Here is a 26,147-nt window from a genome sequence, read left to right on the forward strand (position 1 = left end):
AGTTATGATGTTCTGGTGAGCGATGAGTCAGGTACCCTGGAGTCTTTGACTGCTTTAGTAGTAGTTAACGAATTGCCACCAGTAGTTGTGATAGACCCTGTTCAAATTTCTACGCAACCTACTTCTGTTAGTGTAGATGAAGGAGAGGGAGCGGTACTATCTGTCGCTGCGAGTGGCGGTGGTGAGTTGGTGTATCAGTGGTTTAAGGGTGGGGTAGCGATTAGCGGCGCGACCTCAAGCTCACTCTCTTTCGCTTCAGCTTCAGTCTCAGATAGTGGTGTGTATAGTGTCAGCGTGACGAATTCGGTAGGCTCGCAAACATCTGTTAATGCGACGATTCAGGTGAATGAAGTGATTTCCATTGCGCCTGTCGTCATTGCTTCGCAACCGCAATCTACCGCTATTGATGAGGGTGAGACGGCAGTGCTGTCGATCGTTGCGACAGGCGGTGGTGACTTGAGTTATACCTGGCGTAAAGATGGTGTTCAGATATCAGGTGCTAACGCGAGCTCATTAAGTATTGAGGCTGCCTCTGTTGCAGATGCCGGAGCTTATGATGTCATTGTATCCAATTCTGTGGGGCAGCAGGTGTCGTCAGTTGCTAATGTAGAAATTAATGAGCTTGAGGTTTTACAGTCGATAGCCTTGGAGTGGTCAATTCCAGAAGAAAGAGCGGATGGTACTGCTCTAGATTTAAACGAAATTGACAGTTACCTTATTCGATATGGTACAGATGCATCAAACTTAGCTCAAAGTGTTGTTGTAGGTAGTGGCTCGGATACCAGTGCGCAGATCGATGATATGGTAGCAGGCACTTATTATTTTGTGATTTTGACTATCGATATCGACGGTGTTCAGAGTGAGGAATCGGAAATAATTTCCTTAACGATCTGAGATCAGTTAACGTTGATCAGTAACTAAGGCTAAGGCGATAATGTTGTAATTATCGCCTTTTTTCGTTTCCATGGGGGCGGATCTTAACTTGCATTGTTTGTGTGTATTGCTTCATTATTGAGTGCTTGAATATCATTAGGTGGCATGGCGTGAACGAACGGTTTCTAAATATTGCTAAACAACTAAAAGATGCTAATGACAAGCAGGATTGGGCGCTTTTAACTGAGCTCGATGCTCAGGTGCGTGTCGAGCTTCAGGCAGTTATTGCTAGTATGCGAACTAAAGAAGATAGGGCACAGCTTTTATCGATCTTGAGGCGCTATGAAAAAGTTTACTCTCTGGTGCTAAAAGATAGCTTGAAGCATAGAGATGAGATCTCTATGGAACTTAAGCAGATTACCCGCGAAAGTAAGGCTGCGAATACCTATCTGGATTCGTCTCAATATAAAGCTTGATTGAGTTTTATTGCGCTGGCAATAACTTATAAGATAAGTGACAAAATTTTGAACATTTATTTATGTGGCGCTTATTTCGTCTTTTTTGCGCCACTTAATTGACTAATTAATCTATCCGTACTTTAATTGCTAGATATCGAATATTGAAGAATAATCGCTTTTTGCAATTAACCGCTCGAGCGTACTCATGGGTGCAAAAGTTTACTGTTTTGCTCTATTCATTACTTCAAGTTAAACCCAAAAAATAAACAACTATAAGGTCCATCTATGGCCCAGGATATGAAAGTTTTGGTTATGCATAATAACCAAGAAGTGCTTCGTGATATCTCTGTTATTTTATCCTTTCTTGGTGAAAGTGTTCTTAGCGCATCCTTGTCAGGTTGGCGCTCTACTATTGAAGAGCATGCAATTGAGCCAGAGCACTTAAGTGTCGTTTTTTTGGGAGCAGACTCGGAGCCGGTTGAGCAGATCGTTAAAGATTTACATGAGTGGGATGAGGGTGTTCCTGTGCTAGGGCTAGGTGATGCTGCTCTAGACGGGCTTGATGATATTCTTAGACGAAAGGTCATTGCGCAACTTGATTATCCTCTTAACTATAATAAGACGCTAGATAGTTTATATCGTGCCCAGGTTTATCGTGAACAATACTCGGCGCAAACAGGGCGTGGTAAGCAGCGTCAGGTAGAGCTTTTTAGAAGTCTTGTAGGTACTAGTCGCGGCGTTCAAGATGTTAGAGCTTTAATGGCACAGGTTGCGGATAAAGATGTGAGCGTCTTGATTACAGGGCAATCGGGTACTGGTAAAGAAGTAGTTGCCAGGAACTTGCATTATAATTCGCACCGTAGAAACAAGCCTTTTGTGCCTGTCAACTGTGGTGCTATTCCGGCGGAGTTGTTGGAAAGTGAATTGTTCGGTCATGAAAAGGGTGCTTTTACCGGCGCCATTACTGCGCGTGCAGGTCGATTCGAACTGGCTGAAGGTGGTACGCTTTTTCTAGATGAAATTGGCGACATGCCGCTGAACATGCAGGTTAAGATTCTAAGGGTCTTGCAGGAGAGGACATTCGAAAGGGTTGGGGGAAATAAAACATTAGACACTGATGTTCGTATCATTGCGGCAACGCATAAAAACCTTGAGGATATGATTACCAGTGGTGATTTCCGTGAGGACCTTTATTACCGTTTGAATGTATTTCCTATTGAGATGCCTGCACTAAAAGATCGTGTTGAAGATATCCCTCTTCTGCTCAATGAGCTGATTTCAAGGATGGAGACTGAGAAGCGTGGCTCAATCAGATTTAATTCTGCTGCAATACTGAGTCTATGTCGTCATGAGTGGCCTGGAAATATTCGTGAGTTGGCTAACCTTGTCGAGCGCCTGGGTATTATGCACCCTTATGATGTTGTTGGTGTTCAGGAGTTACCGCAAAAATATCGCCATATAGAAGAAACTGATGACGTTGTTCAGACCGATGATCTGCAGCTACAAAATGCCCCTGGAATGGCGAGTATGGATTCACCAGCCTTGTTGCCTGTAAATGGTATCGATCTAAAGGATTACCTGGCAAATTTGGAAAAGTCGCTTATTCAACAAGCTTTGGATGAGGCTTCTGGTGTGGTTGCTCGCGCTGCCGAAAAACTTCGTATACGTCGTACAACTTTGGTTGAAAAGGTGCGCAAATACGGCTTGAATGCCTAGGTATTATATTTCTTAACTATTCTTGCTCAGTCAAAAATATGTCAGCACGCAGTTTTGCGTGCTTTTTTCGTTTTATGGCGTCATAAAATTGTCTTATCTTTCGGGTTGTTATCATATTGCTACAATTAAGTTGCTGATAATAAAGAAAAAAAATACTTTGGCCTACATAGTGCTTAGATCAGGTTGTTAAAGCTTATTTGAGCTGCGCAGAGCGTTTGGCTGACAAATAAGCGAATAGTATTCCACACTGTTTTGACTGAATGATGTAGGTAAGCCATGGGACAACAAAAACTAGCAACCTGGATAGATGAACCTGCTTTTATTAGCTCGGAGGCAATCAATGCACGTGTTTCGCGCGTTGCGCATGATAGTTCTGGCAGCACTTCAATAGAGGGTAATGCTGCATTCAAATTTCAGGGACAAATTGACTCTACTCAAGATAACGGTGAGCAGAAAGTCGAAGAAGCTTTGTCCTTGTTTGACCACTTGTCTTCGCAATTAACCTCATCATACCGAAACCTTGAGAACAAGGTTAGTCAACTCAAGAGTGATCTTTCACTTGAAGAAAGTCAAAAGCAAGCACAGCGCAAGGAAAAAGAAGACCTAGCTAATCGCTTGTCTACCTTGTTGGAGGTGCTTCCGGCAGGTGTTGTTGTTCTAGATGAAAAAGGTTTAGTCACAGAATGTAATCCTGCGGCAATGGATCTACTTGGCGAACCGCTGAAAGGTTTGGCCTGGGTCGATGTTATTGCGAGAAGTTTTTCGCCAAAGCACGATGATGGACACGAGGTTTCTTTAAAAGATGGCCGAAGAGTGAAAATTGAAACTCGTTCTATGTCATCCGGGCCGGGTCAGCTGGTACTCCTTAGTGATCTGACTGAAACAAGATTGTTGCAGGAGCAAGTAAGCAGGGCCGAACGTTTGAGCTCTTTGGGTAAGATGGTTGCTAGCCTTGCTCATCAGATTCGTACGCCCTTATCTACAGCAATGTTGTATGCGGGCCACCTTTGTCAGCCTGAATTAGATGAATCGATGCGCGTGGACTTGTCGGAAAAAGTAATGTCTCGTTTAACGCATTTGGAACATCAGATTAGGGATATGCTTATCTTCGCGAAAGGAGATGAGCGCTTAGTTGAACGTATGCCGCTAAATGATTTCATACTCGCGCTTAAGCTTGCAGCCGTTCCAGTGATGGATGCCGCAAGTGTTGAGAGCGAGTGGGATATAGAAGCGTCTAATGCTGAAGTCTTATGCAATAAAGATGCCTTGGTAGGGGCTTGTCTTAATTTGGTAAATAACAGTATTGAAGCTTGGGAATGTTCTGCAGTTAGCAAGGAAACGCCATTAACAATAAAGATTAGTGTTGGGGTTAAGGAGGATGGGGCTGTGTGTCTTGTGATTAGAGATAGCGGTCCTGGTATTCCTGGCCAGCACAGGAGTAAGATTTTTGAACCGTTTTATACAACCAAGCAAAAAGGGACTGGCCTTGGGCTGGCGGTAGTTCAGTCTGTTGTTAAGGCGCATAAAGGTAATTTCAGAATGCGTTCATCCAAGAAAGGGGTGACTGCAATGATTGACCTGCCGTCAATTAATGTTACTCCTACTAATAATAATTTTGCTCAGTGTTAAGAGGTAAATAAGTCATGTCAGCGACCAAAGTATTAATTGTGGAAGATGATAAGGAATTAAGAGAAGCACTGTGTACAACATTACAGCTTGCAGGGATGGGCTTCGTAGAAGCGGACTGTGCTGAGAATGCATTGAAGGAGCTTGAAAACGCGCATTTTGATGTAGTGATAAGTGATGTAAATATGCCGGGAATGGATGGCCACGAGCTCTTGCAGCAGGTTAAGTTAAAATATCCTGGTTTGCCGATGATGCTTATCACTGCCTATGGTCAAATTAAGCTGGCTGTTGAAGCTATGCAAAGTGGTGCCGCAGACTATTTAGTAAAACCTTTCGAACCAAAAACCTTAATTCAATCAATTATTAAAATTTTGGGGCTTGGTGATACATCTGAAGAAAAGTCTAGTGATGAGAAAGGGCCTGTTGCTGAAGATCCATTCTCTAAGCAATTTTTTGAAGTCGCTCGCAAAGTTGCTGAATCTGATTCGACAGTAATGATTTCAGGTGAAAGTGGTACGGGTAAAGAAGTATTGGCGAGATATATTCACGAGTCATCATCGCGAAAGAACAAACCTTTTGTTGCTTTGAATTGCGCAGCAATCCCAGAGAATATGCTAGAAGCAACACTGTTTGGCCATGAGAAAGGGGCTTTTACCGGCGCGTATGCAAGTTCGCCCGGTAAGTTTGAGCTTGCCAATGGCGGAACCTTATTGCTAGATGAAATATCTGAAATGGATCTAGGCTTGCAGGCAAAACTACTTAGGGTTCTGCAAGAACGTGAAGTGGAGCGAGTTGGCGGAAGAAAAGCGATTCCTTTGGATGTACGGGTATTGGCGACGACAAACCGTGATTTAAAAGAGTACGTAAACGAAGGAAAGTTTAGAGAAGATTTGTATTATCGTCTGAGCGTGTTTCCCATGGCCTGGAAGCCTTTGCGAGAGCGTCCTATGGATATTTGGCCGCTGGCTAAACGCTTGCTTGCTGAGCATTCTAGCAAAATGAAGCGTGAAAAAATGGAGTTTGGTGAGGGTGTAGAGACTTACTTGTCTCAATACCATTGGCCGGGAAATGTCCGAGAGCTTGATAATGCGATTCAGCGTTCGCTGATTATGGCCTGCAATGGTGTGGTTAAGGTTAGCGACCTATGCTTGGATTTATCCGAGTCGGCTAACTGGATACTTGAATCCAAGCAAGAGGTTCCGACTGAGCAAGTTAGGTCGGTGCAGGTCGAGGTTGAGCCAAACTCTCGAACAGGTTTAGGTAAAGATCTAAAGCTTCGAGAATATCAAATAATTATCGATACCTTGCGTCAAGAAAATGGCAGAAAGAAGAATGCTGCCGAGAAGCTAGGTATTAGCCCAAGAACCTTGAGGTATAAGCTTGCTCAAATGAGAGAGCAGGGTATCGATATTGCAGCTGAAATGGCTGCCTAGGTATCGAATTGAGTGTACGGGTGGCTCTGCTAGTTGCCTGTTACAACAGGATTTCGTCAATCTGCTGATGATCTGTATGGGAGCGTATGCTCCCTTTTTTTGTTATTGCTAAGAATTAGCAATGCTATCATGTTAAACCTTCCAATCTATCTATAATTTCAGCTTGTCTGTGAATTGGCCCGCTTTATGCATTTACTAACTTAAGCGTATTTTTAGTAACGAAATTTTGACAAGGGGGATGTATGTCTGGGATTAACTCCGTAGGGGCTAGAGCAGATATCAATCAGGTGCTGGCTGAGATGAAAAATCTGCGTGCGCAGGTTCAGAAAACTCAGGTTCAGACTGAAGAAATATCTCCTACAAAAATTAATGCCACCCAGGAAGCGAGCCAAACACCTAAATTCAGTGACATGCTGTCTAGTGCGGTTGGCTCGGTCAATGATACACAATTAAAAGCGGGTCAAATGGCTAAGGCTTTTGAGCAGGGTGACCCAAGCGTTACGCTTTCGCAGGTAATGGTGCAATCTCAGAAAGCATCGGTATCTTTTCAGGCGTTGACGCAAGTAAGGAATAAGGTTGTACAGGCGTATCAGGATATTATGAAAATGCCGGTTTAAGTGTTTGCTTCTCGTTTGTAATGATTGGTATTTGAACAAGCACTGCTTATTTGGATTTTAGTAAAAGGTTAACTTATGGCACTCGCACCCACAGATACAGGTACAGACTCAGCATTGCCCGCTCAGGTGGGTGGTATCTCGGGTGAGCCTGACGTTGTCGGCACTGAAAGTGACTTGATGACCGGTATAAACCGGCTTGGAATCTTTCGGCAAGTAGGTTTGATGGTAGGTTTGGCCGCGAGTGTTGCCCTCGGTTTGGCGCTTGTTTTATGGCTTCAGGAGCCGGACTATCAGCCGTTGATGAGCTCGGTAGAAGCTCAGGACCTGGAAGAAGTTTCAAGCATTCTTAACTTGAATGGTGTTGACTTCAAGATGGATCACCGTACCGGCATATTGCTTGTTGAAGCGGGCAGGGTTCATGAAGCAAGAATGAAGCTGGCAGCGAATGGCATTACAAGCGATAACAGTGTCGGCTATGAGATCCTTGACCAGGATCAGGCCTTGGGTACTAGCCAGTTTATGGAGTCGACACGATTTAAGCGAGGCCTGGAAGGTGAGCTGGCGCGATCAATATCCAGTTTCAGAAATATCCGTAGCGCCAGAGTTCATTTGGCTATTCCGAAGAGGTCGGTGTTTGTTCGTGACTCAAGAGAACCTAGTGCATCAGTTTTGATCGAGACCTCTTCTATGCGGCCAGTGACACGTGAGCAGGTTGACTCGATTGTTAATCTCGTCGCCGGAAGTGTGCCGGAAATGGATATGAGCAAAGTTACTGTTGTTGATCAAAAGGGTAATCTATTGTCTCGGAACAACGAGTCCGAAGAAGACAAGCTGGTTTCAAGGGAGTTTGAGTATTCGCGTAAAATGGAAAAAGTTCTAAATGAGCGAATTACAGGTATATTGAGTCCTATCCTCGGGGCGGATCGTTTCAGGTCAGAAGTCTCGGCTGATGTGGATTTTACCCAGGTTGAAGAAACGGAAGAGTTTTACAACCCTGACATGCAAGCAGTCCGAAGTGAACAAACCTTGGATGAGCAGCGCCAGATGATGACAGATGGCGGTGTACCAGGCGCGCTTGCTAATCAGCCTCCCGCAGCGGGTGCTGCCCCTGAAGTAGCCAACGGTGCTGGCGCTGGTGAAGGAGGTTTACCGACAAATGTGCGTAAGCAAACCACTCGCAATTTTGAGGTGGACCGCACAATCAGCTACACACGTCACCAGCAAGGTAGGCTAAAGCGCTTAACGGTTGCTGTAGCAATTGATGATATACAGAATATCAACCCGGAAACAGGTGAGGTAAGCTATACTACATGGACGGCTGAAGAGCTTGAGCGTTTGACGCTATTGGTAAGGAATGCGGTAGGGTACTCAGCCGCACGAGGTGATAGCGTAAATGTGATTAATACGCCTTTTGCACCTAAGTTTGTGGAAGCCGTACAAGAGCCGGAAATATGGGAACAGGCGTGGTTCAAAGAGCTGGTGCCCAAAGGCATAGCAATGTTGTTCGCCTTGATTATTATCTTTACCGTCATTCGACCAGTGTTTAAGAATCTTTCTGAAGCTGGCGCTCAAGCGAAAGAGCTTGCTTTAGCGGGAGATGAGGACGGTTTGGCACAGATGGATGCCATGAGTGAAGGTGAGGCAGGAGAACGAGTTACTTTGAGTGCCTCTGATGAGTTTCTGTTACCGGGGGCTTCGGAAGGTTTTGATCGACAACTTAATGCCTTGAAAGGTTTGATTGCTGAGGACCCTGCTAGGGTTGCTCAGGTAATTCGTCAATGGGTAAATGTAGATGACTGATGGTGACGGCGATAAAAAGCTGCCAAAAGTTTCGCGGGTAGATGCTGCTGCGATTTTACTAATGAGCCTGGGTGAAGCGGACGCTGCCCAGGTTTTGAAGCATATGGGGCCAAAAGAAGTACAGCGGGTGGGTACCTCTATGGCGGCATTGAAAGATATTAGTCAGGAACAGGTCGAAGGGGTAATGATCGAGTTTCTGGAGGCTGTCGGATCCCAAACGGGTATGGGAATCGGTTCTGATGAGTATATCAAGAATATGCTGACAGAGGCTTTAGGTCAGGACAAGGCGGATAGCTTAATTGACCGAATTCTTGTTGGTGGTAATACAACTGGTTTAGATACGCTTAAATGGATGGATGGTCGTGCTGTAGCGGAGCTTATACGTTATGAGCATCCACAGATTCAGGCCATTGTATTGTCATATCTTGAATCAGATCAGGCTGCTGAAGTGCTAGGCGTATTAGACGAAAAGGTACGTCTTGACGTTATTATGCGTGTCGCTTCTCTCGAAAGCATTCAGCCACAGGCTTTGCAAGAGCTGAATGATATTCTCGAAAAACAGTTCTCGGGTAACGCTGCGACTAAGACCAGTAAGATCGGTGGTGTCAAGTGTGCGGCAGATATTATGAACTTTATTGATACAACTATTGAAGCCGACTTGATGGATAGTATCAAAGAAGTTGATGCTGAACTCGGTACTGAGATAGAAGAGCTGATGTTTGTCTTCGATAATCTCAAGGATGTTGATGATAGAGGGATACAAACGCTCCTCAGGGAAGTCTCCTCAGATATTCTTATTGTTGCACTCAAGGGTGCTGATACTGAATTACAAGAAAAAATCTTTAAGAATATGTCTAAGCGTGCTGCCGAATTACTCCGTGATGACCTTGAGGCGAAAGGTCCTGTTAAGGTGAGTGAGGTAGAAGGTGCGCAGAAAGAGATACTCACCATTGCTCGACGCTTGTCTGAATCCGGTGAAATTGCGCTGGGCGGATCTGGCGAAGCGATGATATAGCATGAGTGACAAAAACAAGCGTGTCCCTTTAGGTGAACTGAGCGCCTACGAACGCTGGGAGCTGCCGAATATTGGCGATCCCGGTCGTGCGGCTAGTCAGGCAGAAAACGCCAGAAAGGAGAAAGTCAAACCACCGACTGCACAGCAAATTGAATCAATAACTAAGCAGGCATATGACTCCGGCTTTGAAGAAGGCCATCGAGATGGTTTCGCTAAAGGTTCAGAGGACGGTCGTGCTGCGGGTCATGCAGAAGGTTTGGAGGCCGGTAAAAGTGAAGGTTACGAACAAGGGGTTGCCCAAGGCCAGGGTGAAATTGCCGAAAAATTGTCACAGCTAGATGCCCTAATGAACCAGTTGGTTAACCCCATTCAGCAGCAACAGCAAGTCGTTGAAGAGGCGATGTTAAATGTTGCGGTTGCGCTTTCCAGAGCAGTGATTCACCGAGAGCTCAATATTGATAGTGCAAGCCTTACACTGGCTTTGTCTCGAGTCATGGAAGGTTTGCCAGCGCTGGACTCAGGGGCAATGTTAAAGGTCAATGAGCAGGATTATGAAACTGTTTCAAAAGCACTAGAGGCTTTAGGTTCTGGTATTGAGCTAGTGAAAGATCCAAGTGTTATAGCTGGTGGCTTCTTACTGAAGACTTCAGCTCAGGTGATTGACTATACCGTTGAAAAACGATTTCAAAAAGCTGTTCAGAGTATGCTGGATACCGCTGTCAATAATACAGCTTCAGGTACTCAAGAAGTGCCAGTGACGATTGATAGTCTGAGTGACTATTCGGCTGACACCTTGAAAGAGGAACCTGAAACAGGCGATGATGAACTGCGCAAGCTTGATCATGAAATACAAGATTCCGAGTTGCCGGGCACCGAGGATACCGAGGACACCAGTACTTCTGGGGAATTAGATGAACAACTAACACCTGGCCCTGAAGATGAGTGATCTGCTTGAAATCAACACTGCTAGTAATATAGCTGCGAATCTTGGTGTACTGGCTGATTCTGTTCCGACGCAGGTGGCACCACAATTTAGCGGGCGCTTGACGCGCATGGTCGGTCTTACCTTAGAGGCTGTTGGTTGCCAAAGTGTTGTTGGTGATCGTTGCCTTATTCATTCTGTTTCGGGTGACTTGATCGAGGCTGAAGTGGTCGGCTTTGAGGATGATCGTACATTTTTGATGCCACTTGTTGCTGCGGATGGTTTGAAGCCGGGTGCCCTGGTTACGCCAGCTGACTCCATTGGTGAAGTCGCTGTAGGGTGGGGCTTGCTTGGGCGTGTGCTTGACGGTGCCGGAAACGTATTGGATGACCACGGTCCATTAGAAGCTGAAACCCGTATACCTTTTAATGGTGCGGTGATTAACCCGCTTGCCAGAGCGCCAATTCGTGAGTCCTTGGATGTCGGGATTAAAGCCATAAACAGTCTCTTGGCTGTCGGCGTTGGTCAGCGAATAGGCTTGTTTGCAGGTAGCGGTGTTGGTAAAAGTATGCTCTTGGGTATGATGACCCGATTTACTACGGCCGATATTGTTGTCGTAGGCTTAATCGGAGAGCGTGGACGTGAGGTAAAAGAGTTTATTGAGGATATCCTGGGTGAAGAAGGGCTAAAGCGTGCAGTGGTAATTGCTTCGCCTGCTGATGACTCGCCTTTGATGCGTCTGCGAGCTGCGATGCTAACGACTCGGATAGCGGAATATTTTCGTGATCAGGGTAAAAACGTGCTTTTGTTAATGGACTCACTGACTCGATATGCGCAAGCGCAGCGTGAAATTGCATTGTCTGTGGGGGAGCCTCCCGCGACAAAGGGCTATCCACCCTCGGTGTTTGCCAAACTGCCTCAACTCGTCGAACGTGCGGGGAATGGTAAGAAAGGAGGCGGTTCCATTACTGCTTTTTACACGGTTCTCACTGAGGGTGACGATCAGCAAGATCCTATTGCAGACGCCGCCAGGGCTATTTTGGATGGTCATATCGTGCTCTCTCGTAGCTTGGCCGAAGAGGGCCATTATCCAGCGATCGATGTCGAGGCTTCGATCAGTCGAGTTATGCCTCATATCATCAGTGCTGAGCATTTACAGAATGCACAGCGCTTCAAACAAATCTATGCAAGGTATCAGCAAGCCAGAGACTTAATTAGCGTCGGAGCTTATGTTAAAGGTTCTGACCCACAAACTGATTTTGCTATCGAAAGAATTGAAAAGATGAAGCAGTTCCTGCGGCAGGGATTAACTGAGGAGTCTGAAGCGCCCAGAGCGATAGCGGAAATGTCACAAACGATTGCTGCTGCAGCTCAAGCGCAATAATCTAGCTTGCGCTACAGTCTATAAGGTTGTCTATGAAGAAGTCGCAGCGTTTGAAGGTAGTTCTTGATCAGGCAGAGCGAAACGAGCAAGCGGCTTTGGAGCAGATGACAGCTGCAAAGCGCTATTTGGACGATCAGACTGCGCAAATGGATAATCTCAAACAATATCATAATCAATACCTTGCTGATATGAAGCGAGGCCTTGGTAGCGTCCAGAGCGTTACTCAATTGCAGTCAAGCTTGCACTTTGTTAATCAAATTGATGTCGCAATCCAGCAACAACAGCTTGTTGTTGATCAGGGACAAAAAGCGTTCAATATTACCAAAGAAAAGTGGTCAGCTTTGCACCAAAAAACCAAAGGCTTGGCAGACCTTATTCAGCGCTACAAGGATGAGGAAAACGCACTTGCCGACAAGCGTGAGCAAAAGCAGTTGGAAGACGCTCTTCAAGCCAGGATGTTTCGCCGAAAATAGATCGCTGCATCAAAGGCTTGGCTTAATAATAAGCTTCATTGATGATCAATCCTTTCTATAGCCTCTCATTGCCGATCTAGGGATAAAAAATCAGTTTATGATTTGTGGTATTCCTGAAAATAGCTACTAAAGTTAGTTGAAGAAATAACTATTTGGTGAGATTTAGGCTGATTATGAGTGAAGCAGCAATTGAGTTAGAAGGTGTTGTGAATATCGCTAAGGTTGAGTCGCTACATCATGAGATGGAAGAGATTCTTAAATTAGCATCTCCAACCGTTATCAGTGCGGGAGAAGTATCGAGAGTGGATACTGCAGCCTTGCAATTATTTGCTTCCTTTTTTACTTCAATGCGTACTGCTGAGGCTGAAGTTTCTTGGGGAAGCGTGTCCGAAGAGTTGCAAGCGGCTGCTAAGTTAGCGGGCTTGGAACAAATGCTAAATCTTAACTAAATGTTTTTGAATTTTGATTTCTTAGGGAAATTGCTTAATCGTCGCATACGGGAGAACGTAGATGGCAACAATATTGGCGGTAGATGATTCTGCCTCAATGAGACAAATGGTTTCATTCACTCTTAAAGGTGCTGGCTTTGATGTGATAGAAGCTGCAGATGGACAGCAAGCACTAGATAAAGCAAAAACTACTGCTGTTGATCTGGTTTTATCCGATGTGAATATGCCTGTAATGGATGGTATTGAGTTAGTTAAGAACCTCAGAACCTTACCGGATTATAAGTTTACTCCAATCTTAATGTTGACCACCGAATCAGCTGGCGATAAGAAAATGCAGGGTAAAAATGCTGGCGCTACGGGTTGGTTGGTAAAACCGTTTAACCCAGAGCAGCTATTAGCGACTATCAAGAAAGTAATGGGCTAAGCTTTACCTCTGTAATGTACAGCGCTACCAAGAACAAAAAATCGTTAATGTAACTACGCGTAGACAGGCCAATACAATGAGTGTTGATTTAAGTCAGTTTCATCAGGTGTTTTTCGAAGAGAGTTATGAAGGGCTTGATGTTATGGAGTCTGCGCTTCTTAATATCGATATCTCGAATCTCGATTCTGAAGCGATAAACGAAATATTCAGGGCTGCACACTCGATTAAGGGTGGTAGTGGTACCTTTGGTTTTAATGAGATTGCTGAATTTACACATGTTGTAGAAACGCTGCTTGATCTTATTCGTTCAGACCAGTTTGTTATGGAAGTGGATCATGTCGATCTGTTTCTGAAGTCTGTCGACTGTATCCGAACTATGATCAATGAGCTTGAGGCCGGTCAAAGCTGCGAAACCAAGTTGGCAGATGAGTTGCGAGTACAGTTCAACGCTCTGCTGGAAGGTGGCAGTGAAACAGCAGAAAACTGTGAAAGTCCTAGCGAGGAAACCGACGAAGGTTCTGATGGTTGGACTATCTATTTTAAACCCGACGCAGATGTCTTGCGCACTGGTAATGACCCAGTACGTATGTTTCGTGAACTGTCTGAGTTGGGTGAAGTCGAGGTTTCCAGTGTTGTTGATGAGCTGCCAGAACTTGGCTCGCTAGACCCCGAAGCATGCTATCTAGCTTGGAATATTGTACTTAAGGGTGATGCCGAAAGAGCTCAAATAGACGAAGTCTTTGAGTGGGTCGTTGATGACTCGGATATTCGAATTGAGAAAATTGATTCGCAAGCTTCTGAAGAGTCTGAGGTAAATGCTGAAGCAGCAGAGCCAGCGGTTGTTGCTGAAGCTGCGGTTGGTGTTTCAGCAGTTAAGACAGAAGATGTGCCCGCGTCTAAGTCGAGTGTTGAATCTAGTGCCAGTGTTGAGAAAGCGAGTAAAGCGCCAGCGCCTGTTAAAAAGGAAAGTAAGCCTGAAAGCGTTTCAATCCGTGTAGGCACAGACAAAATCGATAGCCTGATCAATATGGTCGGCGAGCTTGTAATTACCCAGTCAATGCTAAATGAACTGGGCAAAGACTTTACGGTCGATATGATGCCGAAGTTGATGGAAGGTTTAGAGCAGCTAAGTCTTCATACCAGAGAGCTTCAAGAGAGTGTCATGCGTATTAGGATGCTTCCTATTAGTTTTGCATTTTCACGTTTCCCTCGCCTCGTTCACGATATTAGTAAGAGTCTTGAAAAGAAAGTTGAGCTTGTTCTGCTTGGTGAGCAAACTGAACTGGATAAAACAGTGATGGAAAGAATAGGCGACCCTCTTGTTCACCTTGTTCGAAACTCACTTGACCACGGTTTAGAGTCGCCAGAAGCGCGTCTTGCCGCTGGCAAAGATGAAACCGGTAAGATTACCCTTAACGCATTTCACCAGGGCGGTAACATTGTTATTCAGATTATTGATGACGGTGCCGGCCTCAATGAAGATCGAATTTTATCGAAAGCAATCGAAAACGGTCTTGTTTCGCCTAACGATCATCTTGAACCAGAGCAAATTCACGACTTAATTTTCCAGCCTGGATTTTCAACTGCTGCAGAAGTTACCGATATTTCGGGGCGTGGCGTTGGTATGGATGTTGTGCGCAGAAATATACAGGACTTAAATGGTTCGGTCGAGGTTGAGTCGACTCCAGGCAAGGGGAGTATGTTCTCGATACGCTTGCCACTGACTCTGGCAATTTTGGATGGTCAGCTAATTCGTGTTGGTCAGCAGGTATATATTTTTCCTTTGGTATCTATTGTCGAATCGATTGAGTCTCAGGATCAGATGATACATCGCGTTTCTGGTGGCTGTGACGTCCTTCGCCTTCGAAACGAATATGTTCCGATTATTCGCCTTTGGGATATTTTTAACGTTCAGGCAGATCATGAACGGGTTGATGATGGTCTCCTCGTTATTGTCGAGGGTGACAATATTAAGGTAGCGGTGTTAGTTGACGACTTATTAGCTCAGCAGCAAGTGGTCATCAAGAGTTTGCAGGAAAACTATCGTTCAGTCCCTGGTGTATCCGGCGCAACGATACTTGGGGATGGTACTGTATCACTGATCCTGGATATTAGCGGGCTTATAAAGCTTGCTGGTGTTGGGCGTGATGCCTATAAGAAGATTACCGAGCCAGACGATAGCGAAGCGGCATAAAACAAAAGGTTTAATCTATGTCAGAGCAACAAGATTCAAAGCTAGAACAGATTAATGGTGAAGTCGATGATGCAAAGCAGGATGAGCCAACCGACCAATACCTCACCTTTTTTATGGGGGGTGAAGAGTTCGGTATCAATATTCTTTCAGTGCAGGAGATAAGAGGTTGGGAAGAGATCACCTCAATTCCCAATTCTCCAAGTCAGGTGCTAGGTGTCATGAACTTGAGGGGGACTGTTTCTCCTATCGTTGATTTGCGATATAGCTTTGGCATTAAAGATTTATCTTATACCGATGAAACGGTTGTGATAATCGTTTCGGTAGAAACCGAGTCTAACGCCAAGGTTATCGGAATCGTGGTTGATGCAGTGTCGGATGTGTATAACTTTTCTCATTCTCAAATTCAGCCTTCTCCCGAGCTTTCCCAAACGAGTCAGGCGCAATATGTTAAAGGTTTGGGAAGTACCGAAGAAAAAATGGTGATTATTTTGGAGCTTAGCGAGCAATTGATCGCTGATCCAGATCAGGTTGCCGGACGACAATTACTAGCGAGTTAAGGTTCTTAAGTGGATTCTGATCGATCACGAGAGTTTGCGATGTCCGATGCTGATTTCCAGGAAATCAGCGAGTTGGCCTATAAGTATACTGGCATAGTGCTGGGGCCCCATAAGAAAGATATGGTTTATGGCCGCCTGGCGCGTAGGCTCAGAGATGTTCGTTTGGGCTCAGTAAGTGAATATCTGTCTTTGATTCGTAATGAAAACAGCGAAGAAGTTAGTCGTTTTATTAATGCGATTACGACGAATCTCACATCCTTCTTTAGAGAGAACCATCATTTCGAGTTTCTTGGAGATAAGCTCTGTAAGGAGCTAAAGAATAGCAACGCTGCTTCAAGGCGAATTAGAGTTTGGTCTGCAGGCTGCTCTTCTGGTGAGGAACCTTATAGCATTGCAATGACCATTCGGGATAACTTTGATTTAAGTGGCTGGGACTGCAAAATTCTAGCTACTGACTTAGATTCCAAAGTTTTGGGAAAAGGTCAGCAAGGTGTTTACGGGGTTGAGCGAATTGAATCGCTTCCTCAAGAGATCAAGCGGAAGTGGTTCATGTTTGATAAGAACCACCCGGATATCGTTAAGGTTAAACCTGATTTGCAGGAGTTAATTAGATTTAAGCGCCTAAACTTATTGGAACGCTGGCCAATGAAAGGCCCGTTCGACCTAATATTCTGTCGGAATGTCGTTATTTACTTTAATGAAGAGACTCAAGCAGTTTTGTTCAACAGGTATGCCGATATGCTTAAAGATGGGGGCTATTTGATAATTGGTCACTCAGAGAGCTTGAGTAGAGTATGTACAAGGTTTAAGCCAATAGGTAAGACCATCTACCAGAAAATTTCTTAGTATTGAATGTTGATTGTCGTTCAGGGCAGCAATATTACAGTTAATGTAGGATAGTTAGTAAATGTCACAAAATCACACTTTACCACCACCCCTAGCAGGCTTTGAGCATGTGAACAGGTATTGGGATAAGCGAATGAATGTTCCCGCTGCTAAAATAATGCCGGGTGAGTTCTATGTGAGCAAAACTGGAGAAATGATTGTTACCGTACTGGGTTCCTGTATTTCTGCCTGTGTTCGAGATGTGCAACTTGGTATAGGTGGAATGAATCACTTTATGTTACCAGAGCAAGGGGCTCATTCGACGGAAAAGTGGGGAGCTTCAGAAATAAGCAGTGCCTCCAGGTACGGAAACTGGGCGATGGAATTTCTTATTAACGAAATCCTAAAGCTTGGTGGTACGCGTCGAAATCTCGAAATCAAAGTTTTTGGTGGCGGCAATGTTCTTAGCAACATGACTGACATTGGTAAGCGAAATATAGCGTACGTAAGAAAGTACATTTACGAAGAAAATTTTGAGCTAGCAGCGGAAGATGTTGGTGATATATACCCGAGAAAGGTCTTGTATTTTCCCGATACCGGTGCACTTAAAGTAAGAAAGCTTAGAGAAACAACAAACGATACAGTCTTGCAAAGAGAGATTAGCTATAGCAATGACTTGAAGCAAAAGTCCGCACCAAGCGGTGGTGTTGAGTTGTTTGACTGATTCGCGCAGTAATATGTCGTACTTTTCGTGGAGAAGTAGGTTTGAGTAAGATAAAAGTTTTAATTGTTGATGACTCCGAGCTAATTAGGCAGGTTTTATCTGAAATTATTGGCTCGGCACCAGACCTTGAGGTTGTGGCTGTCGCTGAGCATCCGCTTGATGCTCGTGAGAAAATTAAGCAGTTCAGTCCAGATGTACTGACTTTGGATATTGAAATGCCAAAAATGGATGGCATTACATTTCTGCGAAATTTGATGAGATTGCGTCCCATGCCGGTCGTTATGATCTCTACTTTAACTAGTAAAGGAGCTCCGGCTACGCTTGATGCGCTTTCAATTGGCGCAGTTGACTATATCGCAAAACCACAAGGTGGTTCCTGGGATAACCTTTCGGATTATGCGCTAACAATTCAGAGTAAAGTTAGAAATGCTGCCATTGCGAATATGGCGGCTCATGATAGAGTGCTTTCGTCGAAGCAAGCTTCTAGTGAGGCGACAGAAAAACGTAAATTTGACGGGCGAAAAATTATTTGTATCGGAAGTTCTACGGGTGGAACGGAAGCTCTACGTGAAGTCCTGCAAGGGATGCCAGCAAACTGCCCGCCTATTGTTATGGCGCAGCATATACCTGCTACCTTTAGTGCCTCATTGGCGCAGCGGCTTGATGGACACTGTGAAATCACAGTTAAGGAAGCAAAGAGTGGTATGCCTTTGGAGCCGGGCCATGCTTATTTAGCGCCAGGCGACTTCCATTTAAAAGTTTACGAGAAAAACGGGCGCTTGGTTACCTCTCTATATGATGGAGAGAAGGTCAGTGGTCATAAGCCTTCGGTCAATGTATTATTCGACTCAGTCGCACAGCATTATGGGAAATATGCAGTTTCAGCTATCCTAACGGGGATGGGAAGTGATGGCGCCGAAGGTATGGAAAGAATACTTTCAGTGGGCGGTGCAACTTTTGCTCAAGATGAAGCAACGAGTGTTGTATGGGGAATGCCCGGCGCAGCTGTTAAACTTAACGCTGTGCAAAAAGTGCTCCCGATAAATAAAATTCGAGAAGCGCTACTTAAGGCTTGTGAAAGGTAGCGTTAGGAAATATCTATTTAGACAAAGGTGAGGCATAAATGTCAATCACATCAGTACTTTCAACGGATGATAACTCTCTAACTATTGCGATTAAAGGTCGCTTTGACTTTGCTTCGCATCAGAGTTTTTGTGACGCTTACGAAGGAAAAGACAACGGTGTTAGTGAATATCGCATCGATATGCGCGACGTCAGTTATCTAGACAGCTCTGCTTTGGGAATGTTGTTGTTACTTAAGGATCACGCAAAAGAAAATGTAAAAATCAGCATAGTTCACTGTTCTGATGAGGTAAAAAAGATATTCGAGATCTCTAATTTTAAACAGCTATTCGATATTCATTAAATTAAGTACCATTCTCTAAATAGCGGATATTGGCCCGATATTCGCATAATCCTCCCTAAAGCGTAGTGTAATCAAGTTAGACGACTAACTTGAGCGCCTACAATTCGCTTGTCCTAAAGCTATTTTTTCTAAGTCATAATTAATATGGCTTGAGCGAAACGGGTGGTTGTTGTTCATGCAAAATATATCTCTATCAAACCCTGTATCAGCAGGAAACGCACCAGCAGCGTCAACTAGCGGTCCAGCATTGGGCGCGAGCAGCGAACCGGGTGCATCACCCATAGAGGGTTCATTTGGTGCTACATTAACAGGTGTCTATCAGTCTTCTATAAGTCCTGAGAAACTTGATGATATTGCTGCTAAGCTTGAAGCTTTAGGGCTGGATTCAAGCTTCCTGGATGATATCAACGCATTATTGAGTGGCAATTTAATGTCTCTGGATGCGGCACAGCAAGGCATAGAATTGCCGGAAATGAGTACTTTTCTTTCTAACTCGCTGGCAGAGCTTGAGAGTGGTCTTGGATTTTCAAGTGATGACATACCCGAAGATGTGTTGGCATCTTTGCTAAATACGGTAAATGGGATACAACAAGCCCTTGCACCGGTAAGTGCTAACCTTCCACAAGCATTGACTGGGCTTGATTCAGGTGTGGCGCCAGTAAGTGTTTTGCCTGGCGTATCTTTTCAAAACCAGGATGCTAAGAAGTCTCAGGTGAACCTAAATACGGCAAACCAAATTCAAGCAGCTCCGCTTACCAATTCTAATATTGATTCAGGGCTTGGGTTGTCTCCTCAGAATTTGTCCCAAAATGGCAGTGCTAAGCTCAATTTGGAAGAGGAGGTTGTTAGTCAGGCATTGCAAGGTGAATCAAAGTTTAAGGCGATTGCGGATAGTACTAGTAGTGTTGAAAGCATTCTGGAAAAAACGATTGGTAGTGGTGTAGAGCGTTCATCTTCGCTACTTAAAACAACGTTTTCGGAAGTGCAGCAGAAATTAGATAACGCGCCTTACTCGACAACAGTAATGACGGGTTTGGATGAGGTTGAGTGGGGGGAGGAAGTTGGCCAGAAGATAGTTTGGCTTACGGGAAAGGCAATTCAGTCTGCAGAGATCCACTTAAACCCTGCTGAGCTTGGTCCAATTGATGTAAAAATTTCTGTTCAAAATGATGCAGCAGCCATTACATTTAACGCCCATAATGCTTCAGTCAGGGAAATGCTTGAATCTAACGTTGTGCGTTTACGTGAAATGATGGAGACAAACGGCGTTGAGCTTCAGGAAGTGAATGTCGATGCACGCAGCGGTGATGAGCGTTTTGCATCCAATGATCAGCAGCAAGGTTCTAATGGCTCGGAAGATCAGCAAGAAGATTCTGAAGATTCTAGTAGTGAAACAGCTACGACAGAATCGATTTCACGCTCCTCTTCAAATCTCGTTGACTACTTTGCCTGATAAGTTTTTATCAGGCCCTCTTCATTTTCGCCCTCTTTAAGCTAAACTAATATCAAATAGTTAAAGGCAACAGTTAAGCTTCCGTTTAAACGGAGAACTGTTGTTTTTGGCATACACTTTGCTGGATATCTGTAAAGGTGCTCAGCTGCGATTTGATATGACGGGATTTTGACGTGGCAGAAGAAGAAAACAAAACTGAAGAAGAGCAATCTGGCGAAGGTGGTTCAAAGAAAAAGCTAATTATTATTATTGCGATCGTTGCAATTTTAGCTATTGGTCTATCGGTTGGTGTGACGATGTTTTTGCTTGGTGGCGATGAAGACGCACCAACTGAACCGGTTATTGAAGAAGAAGTAAAGGAGCCAGCTAGCTACATTCCAATTAAGCCAGCATTTTTGGTTACGTTTAATGTCGATGGGCGTCAGCGGTATATGCAGATTTCATTATCTGTTTCTAGTCGTGATGCCAGTGCTTTGGATGCTTTAGACCACCATATGCCTTTGATACGTTCACGTTTATTGAATGTATACGCAGATCAGGACTTTCAACAGATTCGCACTGAGGAAGGTAAGTTAGCGCTTCAAGCTCAGACAGTCGAAGTGATTAATACTGTCTTAAGTAGTGAAGAGGCTGGTGAGATAGAGAACGTTTATTTCACTAATTTTGTATTGCAGTAGTTTTGTTCAAGATGTTTTAAGTTATTTGTTTGGTGTTATTTTCGCGACCGTCAAATAGCTTATTTTGTGATTGCTTAAAAATTCATATAGTCAGGTATTAGTGTGCAAGATTTATTATCACAAGACGAGATAGATGCGTTATTGCATGGTGTCGATGATGGTGATATCGACACGGAGGACGATGCCGATGAAGAAGGTATACGCAATTACGACTTAGCGAGCCAAGATAGAATTGTGCGCGGGCGCATGCCTACGCTCGAAATGATCAATGAAAGGTTTGCCCGCTACACCAGAATCAGCTTGTTTAACCTGCTCCGTAGAAACGCCGACGTTTCTACGGGCGGTGTCCAGATCATGAAGTTTGGAGAGTATATCCATACTCTTTACGTTCCTACCAGTTTAAATATTGTCAAAATCAGACCTCTTCGCGGAGCTGGTTTATTTATTTTTGATGCCAAGCTAGTTTTTAAACTTGTTGATAACTTCTTTGGTGGTGATGGGCGTCATGCAAAAATTGAAGGGCGTGAGTTTACGCCTACCGAGATTCGGGTTGTTCATATGGTACTCGAACAAGTCTTTATCGATATGAAGGAAGCGTGGAGCGCAGTTTTCAAAATTGATTTTGAGTATATGAACTCTGAAGTTAACCCTTCAATGGCGAATATTGTTAGCCCTAGTGAAGTGATAGTAATTAGTACCTTTCATATCGAACTAGATGGCGGTGGTGGAGACCTTCATCTGGCCATTCCATACTCTACCATTGAGCCGATTCGCGAGATCCTCGATGCTGGTGTCCAGAGTGATGTTGACGATGTTGACGAGCGCTGGATGACAACTATTCGGAAAGATCTTTTAGAGGCTAATGTGCCTCTTAATGCGACAGTCCTAGAAGAACAGATATCACTTAGAGATGTTGCCAAGCTTGAAAAAGGTGATGTTATACCGATAGAAATGCCAGAGTTTATTACGCTAACTGCGAATAAGGTCCCTATGTTCAAAGCAAAGCTTGGGCAAAGTGATGGTCAGTTAGCGGCGAAAATTGAAGAAAAAATTGAACGACCCAACCTCATATCCAGTGTAGTTGACGAAAATTTGGAAGAAGAAAATGAGTGATAACGAAGATCAAAGTGAAGACGAAAAACTAGCATCTGAATGGGAAGCTGCAATGGAAGAGTCTGGTGATTCTGAAGGCGGCGAAGGTAGTGTTGAGGATGAGTGGGCGGCGGCAATGGCCGAAGCTGAAGCTATCGAAGGGGATGATGCTGATGATATTAAGTCTGCGCCTCTAGAGTCTTTTGATTCGCGTCCAGCTGCGGCTGCTAACGCTGGTGCTGGTGGCCCAGGCGCTCCCGATCTTGATGTCATTCTGGATATACCTGTTACGTTATCGATGGAAGTCGGTAATACCTCCATTCCGATCAGAAACTTATTACAATTGAATCAAGGTTCCGTTATTGAGCTTGACCGCTTGGCCGGTGAGCCATTAGATGTTTTGGTCAATGGCACACTAATCGCTCATGGTGAAGTTGTTATGGTTAATGATAAATTCGGTATTCGACTGACTGATGTAGTAAGTCCAACTGAACGTATCAGGCGTTTAGGGTAGTTTTGTGGGCTTACTGATTCGCCTTTGTGTGGTGTTCATACTGAGCACCAGTATTGTGTATGCTAATGAATCCTCAGATTCTACGAATCCTGGCACTGAGCCACAGCAACAATTAGTTGAGTTAGACGATACGTTAAAAACTGAAAACGAAGTTGTCAGCTCAAATACTGAATCGACCCACCTTAGTAAAGCTCGTGCACCAGAGTACGACCCGATAACGAGTTGGCCTATTGTTGTCGCTACTTTATTCGCAATGGTGGTCTTCATTTTTGTCTTGGCTTGGTTTGCTCGCCGATTTAGCGGATTTAATATTGCTAAAAATAGAGAAATGGAAGTGCTTTCGTCTCTTCCGCTTGGTGCAAGAGAAAAAGTTAGTTTGGTTCGTGTAAAAGGGCAGACACTTCTTTTGGGTGTTACCAATCAGCAGATTTCTTGTTTGCATACTTTTGACAGCGATTCTGATCTTAGTGATAACGCTCAAGAAGGTGGTGGTCGTGGTGCACATTCCGATTTTTCGACAACTTTAAAAGGCTTGCTCACTAAAAGTACGCCTGAGGAGCAAGGCAGCTCTGAGCTTAACTCTCAAGAGGGTAAGCTATGACAACGAAGTCAAAGTTTTCAGTGCGTACTTTTGCACTCCTAGCACTAGGTGTCGTTCTGTCATTGTTGTCATTTTCAGCTTTTGCTGAAGGTGCGCAAGGAAGCCCGGGTATTCCTGCTCTAACCCTGGTAAATAATTCTGATGGTTCGCAGACCTATACGGTGACGATCCAGGTTCTTGCGCTAATGACTGCGCTAACCTTCTTGCCTGCGATGCTGATGATGATGACTTCATTCACCCGAATAATCATCGTTTTCTCAATACTTCGCCAGGCCTTGGGGCTACAACAAACCCCTTCAAACCAGATAGTTTTGGGTTTATCGCTGTTTTTAACGATCTTTATTATGACGCCTGTTTTTGAAAAGGTTAATGAAACGGCTATCCAACCTTATATGAACGAGCAGCTAGCACCTGTTGATGCCGTTAAAGCCGCAAGCTTACCATTTCGAGAGTTTATGCTGACGCAGACAAGAGAAGATGATATTGCGCTGTTTGTGCGTATATCGGGTGCTGAATACAATACGCTTGATGACTTGCCGTTTTGGGTGTTGATGCCTGCCTTCGTAACAAGTGAACTGAAAACCGCCTTTCAAATTGGCTTTCTGCTGTTCCTGCCTTTTCTAATTCTCGATATGGTCGTGGCGAGCGTACTGATGGCAATGGGTATGATGATGTTATCACCTATGATTATCTCCTTACCTTTCAAGATAATGTTTTTTGTCTTGATTGACGGTTGGGCTCTGATAATGGGTAGTTTAGCCGCCAGCTTTGGAATATAACGAGGTAGATTAAGATGACGCCAGAGTTAGCAATTGACCTTGTAAGGGATGCCGTATTTGTAATTTTGATTTTGGTCACTTTAATACTCGTACCCGGCCTAATCGTTGGCTTGATGGTGAGTGTTTTTCAGGCTGCAACACAGATCAACGAGCAAACGCTAAGCTTCTTACCAAGGCTTCTGGTGACCTTGTTTGTGCTTATTGTCGCGGGTCCGTATATGATGACAAAAATTCTCGACTATTCAGAACGCTTATGGACTAGCATTCCATTACTGATCGGGTAAAAGATGGAATTTACCGACGCACAAATTGGCGCTTGGGTTGGGTCCTTCTTGTGGCCCTTATTCCGTATTGCCAGTTTCTTGATGGTGGTTCCGGTAATCGGAACACGGTTGGTGCCAATGCGTGTCCGAATTGGCTTATCCTTTGCCTTAACGCTAATCGTTGCTCCATTGATTGACCCTGTCCCTGTGATTGACGCTCTGTCAATCGGTTCTTTTTTGATTGTGCTTCAGCAAGTTGTTATCGGTACCTTAATGGGCTTCATGTTTGTGCTACTGATGCAGTTGTTTGTGGTGGCGGGGCAAATGATTTCGATGCAAATGGGTTTGGGTTTTGCTTCGATGGTTGACCCAACGAACGGTGTTAATACACCAATCCTGTCTCAGATATTCCTGATAGGCGTAACCTTAACGTTTCTTGCAATGAATGGTCATTTAGTGATGATTGAAGTGATTGTTGAAAGCTTTAGGGCGTGGCCGATTTCAGCAAGTATTATAGGTGAAAACTCGATAGAGCCTTACTTATTGTGGGATATGTTGATGAGGATTAACTGGCTCTTTGCTTCGGCTCTGCTGGTTGCGCTGCCAGTAGTAACTTCGGTATTGATTGTTAATATCTCCTTTGGAGTTATGACAAGGGCGGCACCGCAGATGAATGTATTCTCGCTCGGTTTTCCAATCGGTATGATTTTCGGTTTTTTCATTCTTTGGGTGGGTGTCGGAAATGTTGATACGCTTTTTATTCGTTTTAGCGAGCATACATATATTTATCTGCGCGATGTGATGGGGGCTTAGAGCGCTTATGGCAGAGAACGATAGTAGTCAGGATAAAACCGAAGAACCCACCGGCCGGAAACTCGAAAAAGCGCGAGAAGAAGGTCAGGTTCCCCGATCAAAAGAGTTAAATACAACTTTTTTACTGATTGTCGGGCGGGGGGCTTGTTAATTTTTGGTAGCGGTATCGCAGCATCTTTAACAAAGATCATGACTGCTAGTTTTTCGTTTTCTAGAGAGGCGACACAAGATACAAGCCAGATGGGAATGTATCTCGCAAGAGCCGCGGTTGAAGTTGCAGAAGGTATTTTGCCGTTTCTAATTTTGTTGTTTGTATCGGCTATTGCAGGGTCCGTTGCTTTGGGTGGTTGGCTTTTCTCAACTAAAGCTCTGGCGCCTAAGTTTAGCCGAATGGACCCAATTAAAGGCTTGGCGAAGATGTTTTCCCTCAAGTCCTTAGTGGAGCTCATAAAGGCGATTGCAAAGGTGTCATTGGTTGTCGCAGTTGCAGTTTTGATTATTCACTCGCAATTGCCAACGCTTATCGGGCTTGCCGATCAAAATGTAATTTCAGCAATGGAAACAGCTTCCAAAATACTGGGGTGGGGTTTTTTCTATTTAGCATGTACGATGATCGTGATCGCTATGATTGATGTACCTTTTCAGATATTTGATCATACAAAAAATCTGAAGATGACGAAGCAGGAAGTGAAAGACGAATTCAAGGACACGGAAGGTAAGCCAGAGGTTAAACGGAAGATTCGCCAATTGCAGATGGAAATGGCGCAGCGTCGAATGATGCAAGATGTTCCTCAGGCTGACGTGGTGATTACCAACCCAACTCACTTTTCAGTCGCGCTACGATATAAACCTGAAGAAGATGCCGCGCCAATTTTGCTTGCGAAAGGGCATGATCAAGTCGCCTTGAAGATTAGAGAAATTGCCAACGAACATGATGTCGAAATTGTTGAGGCTCCACCGCTTGCGCGTTCGGTCTACCATCATGCCGAGATTGGTCAGGAAATTCCGAGTGGTTTGTATATGGCGGTTGCACAAGTGC

The 26,147-nt window shown here is 44.4% G+C and carries 27 protein-coding genes and 1 pseudogene; all 28 read left to right on the forward strand.

The annotated features are described in order from the left end of the window. The coding region (locus tag A3766_RS00230) for an Ig and FN3 domain-containing protein (RefSeq protein ID WP_197479131.1) at positions 1 to 894 on the forward strand (894 nt) is incomplete at its 5' end. A 149-nt stretch (positions 895 to 1,043) separates the two neighbouring features. Further along, the gene (locus A3766_RS00235) at positions 1,044 to 1,349 is read left to right on the forward strand and encodes a hypothetical protein (RefSeq protein ID WP_068508210.1); all 306 of its coding nucleotides are present in this window, start codon (positions 1,044 to 1,046) and stop codon (positions 1,347 to 1,349) included. Between the two features lie 294 nt (positions 1,350 to 1,643). Further along, complete coding sequence (locus A3766_RS00240; protein WP_369808198.1) at positions 1,644 to 3,047, forward strand: sigma-54 dependent transcriptional regulator; 1,404 nt, start codon at positions 1,644 to 1,646, stop codon at positions 3,045 to 3,047. Between the two features lie 276 nt (positions 3,048 to 3,323). Next, the gene (locus tag A3766_RS00245) at positions 3,324 to 4,676 is read left to right on the forward strand and encodes a PAS domain-containing sensor histidine kinase (protein ID WP_082865320.1); all 1,353 of its coding nucleotides are present in this window, start codon (positions 3,324 to 3,326) and stop codon (positions 4,674 to 4,676) included. 14 nt (positions 4,677 to 4,690) lie between these two features. After that, positions 4,691 to 6,106, forward strand: a complete 1,416-nt coding sequence (locus tag A3766_RS00250) for a sigma-54 dependent transcriptional regulator (RefSeq protein ID WP_068508206.1) — start codon at positions 4,691 to 4,693, stop codon at positions 6,104 to 6,106. Positions 6,107 to 6,348: 242 nt separating this feature from the next. Further along, positions 6,349 to 6,723 (forward strand): flagellar hook-basal body complex protein FliE, encoded by a 375-nt coding sequence (gene fliE, locus A3766_RS00255; protein WP_068508204.1) that lies wholly within the window; start codon positions 6,349 to 6,351, stop codon positions 6,721 to 6,723. Positions 6,724 to 6,798: 75 nt separating this feature from the next. Then, the gene (gene fliF, locus A3766_RS00260; protein WP_068508202.1) at positions 6,799 to 8,523 is read left to right on the forward strand and encodes a flagellar basal-body MS-ring/collar protein FliF; all 1,725 of its coding nucleotides are present in this window, start codon (positions 6,799 to 6,801) and stop codon (positions 8,521 to 8,523) included. After that, a complete protein-coding gene (fliG, locus tag A3766_RS00265; protein ID WP_068508201.1) occupies positions 8,516 to 9,538 on the forward strand; it encodes a flagellar motor switch protein FliG in 1,023 nt (340 codons plus the stop codon). The genes fliF and fliG overlap by 8 nt, the downstream gene beginning before the upstream one ends. Position 9,539: 1 nt before the next feature. Then, positions 9,540 to 10,484: a FliH/SctL family protein gene (locus A3766_RS00270; RefSeq protein WP_068508199.1), complete on the forward strand. Its 945-nt coding sequence runs from the start codon at positions 9,540 to 9,542 to the stop codon at positions 10,482 to 10,484. Continuing rightward, complete coding sequence (fliI, locus tag A3766_RS00275) at positions 10,477 to 11,844, forward strand: flagellar protein export ATPase FliI (protein ID WP_068508197.1); 1,368 nt, start codon at positions 10,477 to 10,479, stop codon at positions 11,842 to 11,844. The genes A3766_RS00270 and fliI overlap by 8 nt, the downstream gene beginning before the upstream one ends. 32 nt (positions 11,845 to 11,876) lie before the next feature. After that, entirely contained in the window at positions 11,877 to 12,317 is a 441-nt protein-coding gene (gene fliJ / locus A3766_RS00280; RefSeq protein WP_068508195.1) for a flagellar export protein FliJ, read from the forward strand. Positions 12,318 to 12,490: 173 nt separating this feature from the next. Continuing rightward, positions 12,491 to 12,766, forward strand: coding sequence for a lipid asymmetry maintenance protein MlaB (locus A3766_RS00285; protein ID WP_068507368.1), 276 nt, complete (start codon positions 12,491 to 12,493; stop codon positions 12,764 to 12,766). Between the two features lie 61 nt (positions 12,767 to 12,827). After that, positions 12,828 to 13,190 carry a response regulator gene (locus A3766_RS00290; protein ID WP_068508193.1) on the forward strand — a complete coding sequence of 121 codons (363 nt, stop codon included), beginning with the start codon at positions 12,828 to 12,830 and terminating at the stop codon, positions 13,188 to 13,190. A gap of 76 nt (positions 13,191 to 13,266) precedes the next feature. Next, entirely contained in the window at positions 13,267 to 15,384 is a 2,118-nt protein-coding gene (locus tag A3766_RS00295) for a chemotaxis protein CheA (RefSeq protein ID WP_068516564.1), read from the forward strand. A 17-nt stretch (positions 15,385 to 15,401) separates the two neighbouring features. Continuing rightward, entirely contained in the window at positions 15,402 to 15,941 is a 540-nt protein-coding gene (locus A3766_RS00300; protein WP_068516563.1) for a chemotaxis protein CheW, read from the forward strand. A gap of 9 nt (positions 15,942 to 15,950) precedes the next feature. Beyond that, entirely contained in the window at positions 15,951 to 16,787 is an 837-nt protein-coding gene (locus A3766_RS00305; protein ID WP_231872224.1) for a protein-glutamate O-methyltransferase CheR, read from the forward strand. 61 nt (positions 16,788 to 16,848) lie between these two features. After that, the gene (gene cheD, locus A3766_RS00310) at positions 16,849 to 17,490 is read left to right on the forward strand and encodes a chemoreceptor glutamine deamidase CheD (protein ID WP_068516172.1); all 642 of its coding nucleotides are present in this window, start codon (positions 16,849 to 16,851) and stop codon (positions 17,488 to 17,490) included. A 41-nt stretch (positions 17,491 to 17,531) separates the two neighbouring features. Next, positions 17,532 to 18,575, forward strand: coding sequence for a chemotaxis response regulator protein-glutamate methylesterase (locus tag A3766_RS00315; RefSeq protein ID WP_068516560.1), 1,044 nt, complete (start codon positions 17,532 to 17,534; stop codon positions 18,573 to 18,575). 38 nt (positions 18,576 to 18,613) lie between these two features. Further along, positions 18,614 to 18,916 carry an STAS domain-containing protein gene (locus A3766_RS00320; RefSeq protein ID WP_068516558.1) on the forward strand — a complete coding sequence of 101 codons (303 nt, stop codon included), beginning with the start codon at positions 18,614 to 18,616 and terminating at the stop codon, positions 18,914 to 18,916. Positions 18,917 to 19,091: 175 nt separating this feature from the next. Further along, complete coding sequence (locus A3766_RS00325; protein ID WP_068516555.1) at positions 19,092 to 20,369, forward strand: flagellar hook-length control protein FliK; 1,278 nt, start codon at positions 19,092 to 19,094, stop codon at positions 20,367 to 20,369. Between the two features lie 173 nt (positions 20,370 to 20,542). Further along, positions 20,543 to 21,046: a flagellar basal body-associated protein FliL gene (gene fliL, locus A3766_RS00330; RefSeq protein ID WP_068513649.1), complete on the forward strand. Its 504-nt coding sequence runs from the start codon at positions 20,543 to 20,545 to the stop codon at positions 21,044 to 21,046. Positions 21,047 to 21,142: 96 nt separating this feature from the next. Next, on the forward strand, positions 21,143 to 22,159 hold the full coding sequence (gene fliM, locus A3766_RS00335) for a flagellar motor switch protein FliM (protein ID WP_197470043.1): 1,017 nt from the start codon (positions 21,143 to 21,145) through the stop codon (positions 22,157 to 22,159). After that, the gene (fliN, locus tag A3766_RS00340) at positions 22,152 to 22,652 is read left to right on the forward strand and encodes a flagellar motor switch protein FliN (RefSeq protein WP_068511675.1); all 501 of its coding nucleotides are present in this window, start codon (positions 22,152 to 22,154) and stop codon (positions 22,650 to 22,652) included. Before fliM ends, fliN begins: the two co-directional genes overlap by 8 nt. 4 nt (positions 22,653 to 22,656) lie before the next feature. After that, positions 22,657 to 23,253, forward strand: coding sequence for a flagellar biosynthetic protein FliO (fliO, locus tag A3766_RS00345; RefSeq protein WP_068511678.1), 597 nt, complete (start codon positions 22,657 to 22,659; stop codon positions 23,251 to 23,253). Then, positions 23,250 to 24,032 (forward strand): flagellar type III secretion system pore protein FliP, encoded by a 783-nt coding sequence (gene fliP, locus A3766_RS00350; protein ID WP_068554009.1) that lies wholly within the window; start codon positions 23,250 to 23,252, stop codon positions 24,030 to 24,032. Before fliO ends, fliP begins: the two co-directional genes overlap by 4 nt. 14 nt (positions 24,033 to 24,046) lie before the next feature. Beyond that, positions 24,047 to 24,316 (forward strand): flagellar biosynthesis protein FliQ, encoded by a 270-nt coding sequence (fliQ, locus tag A3766_RS00355; RefSeq protein ID WP_068511910.1) that lies wholly within the window; start codon positions 24,047 to 24,049, stop codon positions 24,314 to 24,316. Between the two features lie 3 nt (positions 24,317 to 24,319). Further along, complete coding sequence (gene fliR / locus A3766_RS00360) at positions 24,320 to 25,108, forward strand: flagellar biosynthetic protein FliR (protein WP_068511913.1); 789 nt, start codon at positions 24,320 to 24,322, stop codon at positions 25,106 to 25,108. A gap of 7 nt (positions 25,109 to 25,115) precedes the next feature. Beyond that, positions 25,116 to 26,147, forward strand: a pseudogene (gene flhB, locus A3766_RS00365) (flagellar biosynthesis protein FlhB); the annotation flags it as partial.

The organism is Oleiphilus sp. HI0132 (genome assembly GCF_001635845.1).